The following is a 12,086-nucleotide window of genomic DNA, read 5'->3' on the forward strand; positions in this document are numbered from 1 at the left end:
GCAACAACGACGGACGGCAATCAATCTCCCGCCAAAGCGAGGGGATGACAAAGGCTCAGCCCGCCGTCGGCAACGATCGTCGCCCCCGTTACATAGGCCCCGGCCCGAGCCGCGAGAAACACCGCTATGCCGCCAACATCCTGATCATATCCCCATCGGCGCAACGGAATCATTTTGCGTTCCCGTTCAAAACGCTCCTGGTCGGCCTGCACTGAAGCCGTCATCTTCGTTCCGAAGCGTCCAGGAGCAATCGTGTTCACCGTCACATGGCGCGGACCCAGCTCAAGCGCCAGCATGCGCGTCGCATGATGAAGCGCGCCTTTCGACAGCCCATAGGCGAACGTGCCGCTACCATTGGAAATCTCCCCGGCAATGGAGCCGATGTTAATGACGCGGGCGGGATCCTCCTCCGCACCTGCCGCCGCCATTGGCTCAAGCAGCGCCTGAATGAGGAAGAAAGGGCTTCGCAAATTGAGGTCGAACACCCTGTCCCAGCCCTTTGCGGGATAAGCGCCGAAGGGCGCGGCCCAGGCGCCGCCCGAATTATTCACCAGAATATGCAGAACCGACTCCCGCTCCTTGATCGAAGCGGCGAGCGCCTCGCACCCTTCGACGGTCGAGAGATCGGCAGCGACCGGGATGCAGCGACCGTCAGGCGCCAACTGGGCCGCGGCTTCCTCCAGCGAATCGATCTTGCGCGACGCGATATAGACGCGGGCGGCGCCGGCCGCGAGCAACGCCTCGCTGATCGCGCGGCCAAGGCCGGATCCGCCGCCGGTTACAAGTGCGACCTTGCCGGTCAGGCCGAACGCGCTATTCATCACTATTGCACCCCATATGAACATTGAATTGGCAATAATCGGGGCAGGCCCGAGCCGCCTGTCGAGGGACTTGCTGCCATAAAAGGAACGCAGACCGACCTCATTCTTGCGGAGATCACGCTTCATCCGGCGCCGACGCTTTATCGGCGCACGATCCGGACCGATTTTCTTCCCCGGACAATCCTTGTCAACTGTTCGGCGGCTACCTCCCTGCGCCGACCTTGCCTGGACAGCCGGAAACCAATAGGGCTGTTCGAGGCTTGGGCATGGGGTTACGCGGGATTTTAAACTTATCCAAAAGGATCGGAACGCGAGCGCGCATCACCCGCCAGAAGGTTGCTGCGACCGCCATTCAGTGCTTTGATCGCTACGGCATCCAACGCACATCGATGAGCGATATAGCGGACATGCTCGGCGCATCCCGGCAGACGATCTATCGCCTCTTCGAAAGCCGGCCCGCCCTGCTGGAATATATCGCCACCGCCAGGGTCAATCTTCTGTCGCAGAAGCTGAGCGAGTTCCTGACTGGTTTCGACAATCTGGAAGCGGCCATTGTCGAAGGCGTGGCCTATTCGATCCGCTTGAGTCGGAGCGACCTGCTGCTCGTCGAGATTCTTCGGCAGGAAGGCGACGCCCATTTCAAAACCTTCCTGTTCGGCGGCACGCAGGACGTGCAGTCTGCGATGATGGCGGCTTGGGGGCCGCTGATCGTGAAGTCACGGGAAAACGGCGATATCGATCCCGAAATCTCCGATGCCGACATTATCGAATGGCTCTGCAATATCGGCGCCATCCTGAATCTCAGGGAGGATTATGAGGAGAGCGATTGCCGCCGGATATTAAGACAGTTTGTGGCCCGGTCGCTTCGAAAATGAGTGAAGATTGACGCGGCTGCCGGAATCGGACCGAGAGCGTTCATCGCCGACGATTTCAGACGCGACAGAGACGATCTACGACCTTCCATCCCGCTGGAGGGCTGGAACGTCCCTGCCTCGATCCTCGCCACAAACTATCTTGCAACCTCGATCCATCTGTTACAAATAAGCTCAATCGCCAAAGCTTCCGATCCCCTGGTTCGCCGGCTCACAGCCTGTCGGCAGTTCAGGATCGATCACATGTTCATGTGACCATTTACAAGGATCGACCTGACTTCCTGAGCGCAGCCTGCTCATTTCGCGCGGCGGATCCGCAGACGGACGCAACAAGTCGAAAAACTGCCTTTTACCGGGTGCGTCCGGCATGCCGACAATCAAAACAGGAGTGGAATATGACAGAAGCAATCGCTTTCCCCAAAACCGAGCAGTTCCCGGGCACTGGGGAAGTACTCGCCGGCAAAGATGTTGAAGGCAAGCTGGCCGTCATCACCGGAGGATCGGGCGGGTTGGGGCTCGCGACCGCGACTGCGTTGGCGCGAGCGGGGGCCCACGTCATCATCGCCGCTCGTCCAGGACAGAAGCTCTCGACCGCTTTGGAGACGGTTTCGCGCGAAGCGAAAGGACGGGTGGAAGGTGTCGGCCTTGATCTTTCAGAACTCGACAGCGTAGATGTCGCCGCGCGGCAGATCCTCGACAATCACGGTCAAATCGACATGCTGATCAACAATGCCGGTATCATCGGGCAGAAGGCGCTCTCCAGCATCGGCGTCGAAATGGGATTCATGACCAACGTGGTTGGTCATGCGGTGCTTGCCAGCCACCTAGCGCCCGCCATTCGCGATGGAGGGCGGATCGCCTGCCTCAGTTCGTTCGGCCATCATTATTCGCCGGTCGTTTTCGAGGATATCAACTTCGAACACCGGCCTTATGCCGCCTGGACCAGCTATGGTCAGTCCAAAACCGGGTGCGTCCTGCTCGCGGTCAAGCTGAACCGTGCGCTCAAGCATCGGGGCATCGACGCTTTCGCATTGCATCCCGGAGCCATCTACACCGATATGGGCCGATCGATGGTGGAAGAGGATTATGAGACCGCGCTGGCCAAGACCGGGCCGATACCCGACGAGGATTTCGTCAGTCCCGACCAGGGCGCGGCCACGACCGTCTGGGCGGTGACCGAGCCAAGGCTCGCTGGCAAGGGAGGCGTTTATCTGGAAAATTGCGCTGTCGCGGCGATTCGTGACGAGCCGGATTATCGAACCGGCGTGATGCGTTACGCCCTCGATCCTGCAGTTGCCGAGCAACTTTGGGAGAAGATCGAGACGCTGACGGGTCGCACGCTCCCGCTGGCCTGAGGTTCCACTGGCCGGGCGGGGGTAGGGCTTCCGCCCCCGCCGTTGCCGCACTGCTGCAAGGGGCGCAAAACACAGGCTTGACGAGCTTTAAATGTATATTTAAACAATTTAATTGGTCAATTAAGCATAAACGAAGGAGCGCGACATGGCGCAAGTCGATCCTCGGACACCGATCCTTGTAGGCGTCGGCCAAGCGGTGCAACACTGGAGCGGCGACGAAATCGCCAGCGCACCAAGCCCGCTCCAACTGCAGGTCGAAGCGTCGCGAAAAGCGTTGCAGGACAGCGGTCGGCCCGAACAGGTCGAACAGCTGATCGACAAGCTGGTGGTCGTTCGAAGCATGCTGGATTCGGTGGAGGGAACGCGCCAGCCGTTCGGCCGATGCGCCAATCCGCCTGGCACATTGGCCGCGGAGCTGGGCCTTTCCGCCCGCTGCGTCTATTCCGTCGTCGGCGGCGATCAGCCGCAAGCCTTGGTGAACGAGGCTGCGGAAGAGATTTTCTCAGGGTCCGCAAGGGCTGTGCTTCTGGCCGGGTCGGAGGCAACGGCGACGCTGAAGCAGGCTCTAAAATCCAGGCTGTCGCTCGACTGGTCGCACAGCGTCGACACGCCCTTCGAGGATCGCGGACTGGGCGCAACGCTGCTTTCCGATTTCGAAATCAAAAATGGCCTGGGCGCCCCAACCCAGACCTACCCCGTTTTCGAAGAGGCGCTGCGGCATCGCATGGGCCTCAATCGGGAGGCATATGCCGCCTTGATTGCTGATCTGTGGCACGGTTTCTCGCGGGTTGCGGCCGACAATGCCTATTCCCAGTTCCCGGAAGAGAAGTCGCGCGAATTTCTGCAAACGCCGGGCAAGGAAAATTATCGCCTCGCCGACCCTTATCTCAAATGGCATGTCGCGCAAGACGCCGTGAACCAGGGCGCGGCGGTCGTCCTGACCTCCGTGGGCGCAGCTCGGCAGGCCGACATTCCCAGCGAGCAATGGGTCTATCTGCACGGCTATGGCGCGGCCAAAGACCGGCTCATCACGGAACGGGCGGACCTATCGCGTTCGCGGGCGATGGAAGTGGCCTTGCGCGGCGCGTTGGCCATGGCCGGCAAGTCCGCGGCCGATCTGAACCATCTCGACCTCTATTCCTGCTTTCCCTGCGCCGTCCTGATCGCCGCCGAAATCATCGGCATCGACTGGCGCGCCATGCCTTGCACCGTGACCGGAGGACTGCCTTTCTTCGGCGGGCCGGGGAATAATTATTCGATGCACGCGATCGCCACCATGGTCGAGCGGTTGCGCGCGTCGCCTGGAGACTTCGGCCTCATCCTCGCCAATGGCGGCTATCTCTCAAAGGAAGCCGCCGGTGTCTATTCCACCGCGCCAGTCGAGGGTTGGCGGCCGTGCCGGGACAAGAGCGGTCAACAGGAAATCGACCGGGCTGCGGCGCCGCAACGGCTCATGGAAGATAGCGAAGCGACGATCGAGGTGAGCAGCGTCACCTGGAAGCGGGGCAGGCCATCTCGGGGCTTCGTCATCGCGGTCAATGAAAAGGGGCGCGTGCTGGCTCGGGTGCGGACCGGCCATCGCGCGACGCTGATGAGCCTGCATGAAGAGGATGTAAGAGGACGTAGGGTCCGCATTGCGCACGAAAATGGCGTCAACTTCCTGGAGGCCGGAAGCCGCCTCGGCGAACCGACGATGCAAGGAGGGCTTTCCGAACGGCGGTTCGACAATCTGATCGTCGAGCGCAAGGGCCACGTGCTGGAAGTCACGCTCAATCGCCCCGAAGCGATGAACGCCTTGCACAGCGCGGTGCATTTCGAACTGCATGAGGTCTGGGACGAGTTTGAACGCGATGCCGATCTCTGGGTCGCCATCGTCACAGGTGCCGGGGAACGCGCCTTTTGCAGCGGAAACGACCTCAAGGTCACGGCGAAGGACGGCGACTTGGCATTGCCTCCCTCTGGCTTCGCCGGCCTCTGCGAACGCTTCGACCGGACCAAGCCGATCATCGCCGCCGTGAACGGGGTCGCCATGGGCGGTGGCTTGGAAATCGTGCTCGCCTGCGATCTGGCCGTGGCCGAGGACAAGGCGCGGTTCGCCCTGCCCGAGGTGAAGGTCGGCCTTTACGCCGCGGCAGGCGGCGTCCAGCGCCTCACGCGGCAGATCGGCCGCAAGGCCGCGATGGAGCTGATCCTCACCGGCCGTCACTTCACCGCGGCGGAAGCCGTGGAACTGGGCGTCATCAACCAGCGCGTGGAGGATGGCGGCGCGTCGGAAGCTGCCCGCGCTCTTGCCGCGAGAATTCTCGAAGTCTCCCCCTCTGCCATCCGCGCCTCGAAAGAAGCGCTGAACAAGCTTGACGAACTGGAATCGCTCCCGGCGGCGCTGGCGGCCAATGGCCGGATCATCGGCCGGCTGATGCGCACCCGGGATTTCCGGGAGGGCGTCACCGCCTTCGCCGAGAAGCGCCAACCCGAATGGAGCGGATCATGATCAATCCTGCCGATGGCAAATCGCTGCTGAGCGGCGTCAAGGTCGTGGACCTGACCAGCGTCGTTTTCGGTCCCTATTGCACCCACATCCTGGCCGAACTGGGCGCGGACGTGATCAAGGTCGAAACGCCGCATGGCGGTGATGCTTTCCGCTGGTCCGGCAAGGCGGCGGTGACGCCCGGGATGAGCCCTGCCTTCATGGCGATCAACAGGGGCAAGCGGTCCATCGCGCTCGATCTGAAGCGGCCCGACGATCTGGCATGCATGACGGAACTGCTCAAGGATGCGGACGTGTTCGTCCTCAATGTCCGCGGCAAGGCCGTCGAACGGCTGGGACTGGATTATGACCCCGTGCGGGCGATCAATCCGGACATCATCTACGCCCACTGCGTCGGCTTCGGGCAGGACGGCCCCTATGCGGATTTGCAGGCCTATGACGATGTGATTCAGGCTGCGACCGGAACCGCGACCCTGCTTCCGCGAGTCGACGGCAATCCCCGCGCCCGCTATCTGCCCTCCTTGATTGCGGACAAGGTGGCGGGCCTGCATGCGGCCTATGCCGTGCTGGCGGCGGTTATTCACAAGATGCGGACGGGCAAGGGACAGAAGGTCGAAATTCCGATGTTCGAGGCTTTCGCGAATTTCATGCTGCTCGAGCATCTGGGCGGCCTTACCTTTGATCCCCCTAACGCGCCGGTGGGCTATTTCCGCCAACTCGATCCCGATCGCCAGCCCTTCCCCACCGCGGACGGCTATATCAGCATCGTAGCCTATACGGACGAGGCCTGGCCCATCGTGTTTGAAGTGCTCGGAAATCCGGACTTTCTGGAGAGCGCGGGCTTCACCACCCGCAAGTCGCGCACGGTCAATCTTCCTCTTCTCTATCAGGAGATGGCGCGTCTCACCCCGGCCTTCACTACGGAAGAACTGGTGGCCAGATGCCATGCGGCGCAGATTCCGGCGCAATCCGTGCGCGATTTGAGCGCCATCATGGAGGACCCGCACCTGATGGCGACGAACTTCTTCACGCGACAGCGGCACGCGGTCGAGGGCGACTATTTCGCCATGAGTCATCCAGTCCATTTCGCAGAACCACTGGAAACGCACGCGGCGCCGGTTCCGGGCATAGGCGAGCATGGCGGCCAGATTCGCGCAGAAATGGCGGGCGACAGGACGAACCGCTCCTGAGCCATGTCGCTGGCCGCCGCCTCCATTCATCCTGCTCCCACCCGCATCCTCCATGCGGCGCGGGCGCTAATGACAGAGCGCGACCTGCTGGAGGTTTCGCTGGCAGACATCTCGCAGCGCGCGGGCACCAACGTCGCCCTTGTCAGCTATTATTTCGGCAATCGCGAGGGCCTGATGCTCGCGATCGCGGAGGCGGACGCAAAGCAGGCCCGGGGCGATCTGGATCGGCTGCTGGCGGCCGACATGCCGTCCGCCGCCAAGATCCGCATCCATATAAAGGGCCTCATATCGTCCTATTACAGACGCCCTTATTTGCACCGGTTGCTGCAGAAGCTTCTCCGCGAAGGTTCGCCGGAGGCTTCGGCGAAGATCGGCAGCCATTTCGTCAGGCCGGTGGCAGACGCGCGACGCGCCATTATCGCGCGGGGTGTGGCGCGCCGCGAATTTCGGGACGTCGATGCCAGCCTGATGAGCTTCGTGATAGACGGCGCATGCGCGCATATTTTCTCGTCTCATGAAGGGCGCCGCGCCATCCTTGACGGTGGCGAGCTCAATCGCCAGCTTGCGGACCACTATATGGAAATGGTCTCCGATCTGGTGATCCGCGGCCTGTCGGCGGATCCAGATATCGAGAGCGGACCGACTGACTGACGCAAAGCCCTCCGCCAAAGGCGCGTTTCAACCGACCATGCGTTCACTGCCGATCCAGAACTGGGCGCGCAACGCCTTTTTGTCCACCTTGCCGATGCCAGTCATCGGGAGACTATCCGCAAATCCGACCTGCTTGGGCGACTGGATCTTGCCGCACAGCTGCCTGACCAGATCGATCAGCGCGGCCGACAGGATATTTTCCACTTCCCCGAGGATAAACGTTGAAATCGGCCGTTACGGTCATGTCCTTCTTGCGATCGACGATGAACAGCCTGCCGCTGACATCCTGCCGGGCGATGTCCCCGGTATGCAGCCAGCCATGAGCGAGCGCTTCATCCGTCAGGTCCGGTTCGCCCAAATATTCATCTATGACATAAGGCGCGCGCACGCAGATTTCGCCCGCCGTCCCTGCTCCACGACTTGGCCATCATTATCAAGCAGTCGGAGGTCGCAGCTGGAACAGCGTGGCCACAGGCGGCGAAGCGTTCGGGCGATGCAGGATCATGGTCCCGCCGCGGCATGACGGTGATGGGATAGCGTTCGGTCAGACCGTAAAGCTGCGAAAACACCGGTTCGATGCCGTCGATCGCTTCGATCAGTCGGGATGGAGCCATGGCGGAACCGCCATACATCAGTAAGTCCAGGGACGAGAGATCGGCTTGGTGAAGAGATCCCCGTCCAGCAGGGAACAGATTATGGTGGGGACGAGCAACGTCATGTTGATGCGGTGGCGCATGATCGCGGCGCACAGCTGGTCGGGATCGAAGCGCGAAAGAAGATGCACGCTGCCGCCGCGCATGAAAGTCGGCAGTATCATGGTTCCGGTGACATGTCTGATCGGACCGACCGCAAGATAGCGGGCTCGGACGGTAATTCGAATCGGAGAGAATGGCGATGGTGCTGGCGGACTGAACGGAATGACCGCAGGCTGCGGCTTTGGCCTGCTCTGTCTTTTCGCCCGTGATGTTTAATTGGCGATGTCGTCCGGCTGGCCCAGGTCCACCACCGGGCCGGCGCCCACCCGCTCGCACACCAAGCCTCCTAACGATTTCCGGTCAGCAGTGCAACCCAGACCGCGTCTGCCACGCGCCCTCAATATCCGCTGCATGCGCCCGATCAGATCCGCTGTGGCTGTCCTCCGGCCGGACCGGCGCATAGCCGACGCCGCAATTCGCATTGAGCACCGTCGTCACGCCGTTGATGCCGGTCCGCGAGCAATAGGGATCCCAGACAGCCTGGTATCATAATGCGAGTGGGGCATGACATAGCCAGGCGCCACAATCCGGCAGCGCGCATCGATGATCTCGCCAGCTTCCGCAGGTCATAGTTTCCGACACCCCTGATGCGGGTCGCCGCGAATGGTGATATCCGCACATCGACCGCCACAGCCCGTGCCATCGACCACATAGCTATTGCTGATGATCGTATCATACATGGCGAACCTGATTATGCGGGCCATACTGCGCCGTTGTCCGCTGCCGCTCGACTTCGAAGGCAGGGCGGCATGGCGGAATGACGGCCGGTGCCTCTGCCCAACCGAATCCTGGGCCTAAGCTTCTTCAGAATGCGCTTCAAATTTAGCGTGGTTTGGCCCGAACAATCCGCTCGCCTGCCAGCTTGACACGGCTAGAGCGATTTGTTTGGTAACGCCCCGTAATCCTTTACAGACTGATAGGAAATTATGAGCAAGGAGGATGTGTTCGATCAGGTTGATCGAGAGATTGTCGCGATTTTGGAAAACAACTGTCGGCTGCCCGCCAGTTCTGTAGCCCAGCAACTGAATATCACGCCCGCCAAAGTGGCCTCGCGCATTCAGAACATGCTCGACAGAGGGATCATCAAATTTACCACGCAGCACAATCTCCGCGCCTTTGGCTACGATCATTTTGCAGTCGTCCAGCTGACGATCCAAGGCGGCTTCAGGCAGGAAGTCGCGGCGCGGATCGCCGCGGTAGAAAATGTCATCATCGCGGTTGAGGCGCTGGGCGCTCCTCATATCTTCGCCTACGCCGTGGCTAGAAGTCCCGAAACGCTGAGGCATGTGATTTTTTCAGACTTGGCTGCCATTCCGGGCATCATATGCTGCGAAGCGACCAGCGTGGTAGATACTGTTCGCTTCGCCACTAATATCGCCTCGCTCGAACAACATGGGCACCTCTGGATCCCGAGCAGCGGCGATGAGATGGATGATATGATCATTGCAGCCCTGCAATCCGACGCCCGAACCGGTAACGCGGAAATTGCCCGCCAGTTGGGCACGTCGGAGGCTTCGGTTCGCCAGCGCATCCGGAAGATGACGAACGACAATCGCATCCGGTTCGGCATTATAACGGAACAGCGGTTCCTGACCGTCAACGCCATCCTCTTGAGGATTTGCGTCGCTCCTGCGCAGCTCAAGGCCATCACCGAAACGCTCTCGCACTGGCTGCCCTGGATCATGGTCACCGAGGGCCGTTACCAGATCGTTGCCGCGCTGCATGGAACAGACATTCTGGAGGTCAACACGCTTCTTCTCGAAAAGATCGAAACACTGCCTGGCATCATCAGGACTAACGCGCAGTTGCTGCTCCAGATATTTAAGCATAACTACAACTGCATCGTGCTGCCTGACTGATAATGCGGCATCAGGTCACAGGCTCCCTGATGCGCGAAGTAGCGCGCGGCTTCACCGCCGATGCCGCGTGCGCCGCCGGTGACGATGATGCGCTTTCCTTCGATTTTGGACATGATGTTCCTCTCCTTGTGATAGTGCCGACAGGAAGGAGCAGCGCCCAGGGCGGCGCACTCCCTCCCAATAATTGGCCTGTCAGCCTACGGCCGGGCTTTCGTCATAAGTGCGTCTGGTATCTTCGAGCATGTCCTGCTCGATCCACTGGTCGAGCAGCGCGATATATTCGAACGGGCCACCACCATACATGCCGCCCAGAAGGGTGGCCGAGCCGTCCTGCTTCCCTTCGTTGTTGAAATAGCCCGGCGTACATTCCGCCTCGAACTGCTCGGTCGGGGGGCGCTTGGCGCGCAGGGCGTCCTGCCACTTTTCCTCGGCCGCTTCCGTCACTTCAAATGTGCGAATACCCTCGCGCAGGCATTTGGCGACGATCTTGGCCGCATGCGCGGTCTGGAACATCGTGACATGGGAATAGCTGAAGGACTGCGACGCCTGGGTATAGGTACCGACAATGTGGAAGTTGGGAAAGCCCGACGTCTTGGTGCCATGCACGGTTCGCGGACCCTGCGCCCACCGATCGGCCATGTCGACGCCGTTCCGCCCGTGCAGCGTGTAGCCGCCCGACTTGTACGAATAGGCTCCCACCCGGAACCCGGTCGCAAAGATGATGCAATCGACCGGATAAGCGACGCCCTCGACGATCACCGCATCCTCGGTGATGCGATCGACGCCCTTGCCGTCGGTGTCGACCAGCGTGACATTGGAACGATTGAATGTCGGATAATAGTCGTCGCTGAACAGCGGGCGCTTGCACAGCAGATTATACCAGGGCTTCAGCCGTTCGGCAGTGGCGGGATCATCGATCTTTTCTTCCACCATGCGACGCAGCTGCTGCATCTTCAGATAGTCGGCCAGTTGCAGCTTGTCCGCGAGGTCCGCATTCTGGATGGACTCGCTCTTCGCTTCTCCCAGCAGCCGCAACAGCTTGGAATTGTCGGTCCAGCAGTCATTGACCAGGTCGCCATCGGTTTCCATGCCCATCAGCGTCTGCACGAAATTGTCGATGCGCTTCTGCTGCCAGCCGCTTTCCTGCCCGGTGAACCAGTCCCGGTCCGTGGGCCGGTTGTTCCGCCGGTCTACCGAGGACGGCGTCCGCTGGAAGATGTAGAGATGGTCGGCCGCTTCAGCGAGATGCGGCATCACCTGGATACCGGTTGCGCCAGTACCGATCAGCGCCACCCGCTTGCCTCGCAGCCCCGTAAGGTTGCCGAACGCGTCGCCGCCCGTATAGTTGTAATCCCAGCGGCTCGTATGGAAGGCTTTGCCATTGAACGTGCCGATCCCGGGGACACCGGGCAGCTTGGGCAGGTGCAGCGGGCCGCTGCTGACAAGAACGTGGCCGGCGTGGATGGTGTCGCCCGCCCCGGTCTGAATTTCCCAGCGCGCATCGGCCTCGACCCAGCGGACCGAATTGACGACCGTCCCGAACCAGGTCCGCTCATACAGACCGAATATACGGCCCAACGCCGCGAAATGCGCCTGGATCTCCGACCCGTGGGCATATTTTTCGGACGGGACGGTCCCTGCTTCCTCCAGCATCGGAATATAGACATAGGATTCGATGTCGCAGCGGATGCCGGGATAGTTGTTCCAGTACCAGGTGCCGCCAAAGTCGCCGCCTTGCTCGACGATCAGGAAATTCTCGACCCCTTCGCGCTGCAGATTGATCGCGGAAAGGACGCCAGCCATGCCCCCGCCCAGAATGAAGACATCAACTTCCTTGGGGCTGTCGCTGTGCCGGACCATCGGAAGGGCGGCCGGATCGGCAGCAAGGTCGGCAAACCGGCCCTCTAGATCGACATACTGGTCCTCGCCATCGGCGCGAAGGCGCTTGTCGCGCTCCTCAAGATATTTGCGCTTTAACGCATCAGGATCGAACCCGAATTCCGCCAGAACGTCACTAGACTTAATCAAGGCAACAACCTCTCGCTTGCGCCTCGCCATCGGGAGGCGCCCTGAATATATAGTCGTCGACGCTCGG

General features: G+C 61.0%; 12 protein-coding genes. 6 read left to right on the forward strand and 6 right to left on the reverse strand.

Translation table 11 applies throughout. The features are described from left to right. Nucleotides 1-20 precede the first annotated feature (20 nt). Nucleotides 21-821, reverse strand: a complete 801-nt coding sequence (locus tag ACZ5Y5_RS20670) for an SDR family oxidoreductase (RefSeq protein ID WP_464811699.1) — start codon at nucleotides 819-821, stop codon at nucleotides 21-23. 266 nt (nucleotides 822-1,087) lie between these two features. Between ACZ5Y5_RS20670 and ACZ5Y5_RS20675 the strand changes: the two genes are divergently transcribed. The 5 genes from ACZ5Y5_RS20675 (at nucleotide 1,088) to ACZ5Y5_RS20695 (ending at nucleotide 7,377) form a co-directional block, all read left to right on the forward strand. After that, entirely contained in the window at nucleotides 1,088-1,696 is a 609-nt protein-coding gene (locus tag ACZ5Y5_RS20675) for a TetR/AcrR family transcriptional regulator (RefSeq protein ID WP_464811700.1), read from the forward strand. A 392-nt stretch (nucleotides 1,697-2,088) separates the two neighbouring features. Further along, nucleotides 2,089-3,048 carry an SDR family NAD(P)-dependent oxidoreductase gene (locus ACZ5Y5_RS20680; protein ID WP_464811701.1) on the forward strand — a complete coding sequence of 320 codons (960 nt, stop codon included), beginning with the start codon at nucleotides 2,089-2,091 and terminating at the stop codon, nucleotides 3,046-3,048. Between the two features lie 145 nt (nucleotides 3,049-3,193). Next, on the forward strand, nucleotides 3,194-5,539 hold the full coding sequence (locus ACZ5Y5_RS20685; protein ID WP_464811702.1) for an enoyl-CoA hydratase-related protein: 2,346 nt from the start codon (nucleotides 3,194-3,196) through the stop codon (nucleotides 5,537-5,539). Further along, nucleotides 5,536-6,726, forward strand: a complete 1,191-nt coding sequence (locus tag ACZ5Y5_RS20690; RefSeq protein ID WP_464811703.1) for a CaiB/BaiF CoA transferase family protein — start codon at nucleotides 5,536-5,538, stop codon at nucleotides 6,724-6,726. The genes ACZ5Y5_RS20685 and ACZ5Y5_RS20690 overlap by 4 nt, the downstream gene beginning before the upstream one ends. Before the next feature lie 3 nt (nucleotides 6,727-6,729). Further along, nucleotides 6,730-7,377 (forward strand): TetR family transcriptional regulator, encoded by a 648-nt coding sequence (locus ACZ5Y5_RS20695; RefSeq protein WP_464811704.1) that lies wholly within the window; start codon nucleotides 6,730-6,732, stop codon nucleotides 7,375-7,377. Between the two features lie 27 nt (nucleotides 7,378-7,404). On the opposite strand, the gene ACZ5Y5_RS20700 is transcribed toward ACZ5Y5_RS20695, so the two are convergent. The 3 genes from ACZ5Y5_RS20700 to ACZ5Y5_RS20710 all read right to left on the reverse strand — a co-directional run bounded on the left by ACZ5Y5_RS20700 (nucleotide 7,405) and on the right by ACZ5Y5_RS20710 (nucleotide 8,296). Continuing rightward, entirely contained in the window at nucleotides 7,405-7,581 is a 177-nt protein-coding gene (locus ACZ5Y5_RS20700; RefSeq protein ID WP_464811705.1) for a hypothetical protein, read from the reverse strand. A gap of 158 nt (nucleotides 7,582-7,739) precedes the next feature. Next, entirely contained in the window at nucleotides 7,740-8,009 is a 270-nt protein-coding gene (locus ACZ5Y5_RS20705) for a hypothetical protein (protein WP_464811706.1), read from the reverse strand. After that, nucleotides 8,009-8,296, reverse strand: coding sequence for an AMP-binding protein (locus ACZ5Y5_RS20710; protein WP_464811914.1), 288 nt, complete (start codon nucleotides 8,294-8,296; stop codon nucleotides 8,009-8,011). Before ACZ5Y5_RS20710 ends, ACZ5Y5_RS20705 begins: the two co-directional genes overlap by 1 nt. Nucleotides 8,297-9,058: 762 nt before the next feature. Here ACZ5Y5_RS20710 and ACZ5Y5_RS20715 point away from each other — a divergent pair. Next, nucleotides 9,059-9,991, forward strand: coding sequence for an Lrp/AsnC family transcriptional regulator (locus tag ACZ5Y5_RS20715; protein ID WP_464811707.1), 933 nt, complete (start codon nucleotides 9,059-9,061; stop codon nucleotides 9,989-9,991). Here ACZ5Y5_RS20715 and ACZ5Y5_RS20720 read toward each other — a convergent pair. After that, nucleotides 9,964-10,104, reverse strand: coding sequence for a hypothetical protein (locus ACZ5Y5_RS20720; RefSeq protein ID WP_464811708.1), 141 nt, complete (start codon nucleotides 10,102-10,104; stop codon nucleotides 9,964-9,966). The genes ACZ5Y5_RS20715 and ACZ5Y5_RS20720 overlap by 28 nt on opposite strands. A gap of 79 nt (nucleotides 10,105-10,183) precedes the next feature. Continuing rightward, nucleotides 10,184-12,019, reverse strand: a complete 1,836-nt coding sequence (locus tag ACZ5Y5_RS20725; protein WP_464811709.1) for a flavin-containing monooxygenase — start codon at nucleotides 12,017-12,019, stop codon at nucleotides 10,184-10,186. Nucleotides 12,020-12,086: the final 67 nt, after the last annotated feature.

The organism is Sphingobium sp. TomTYG65, from assembly GCF_055395525.1.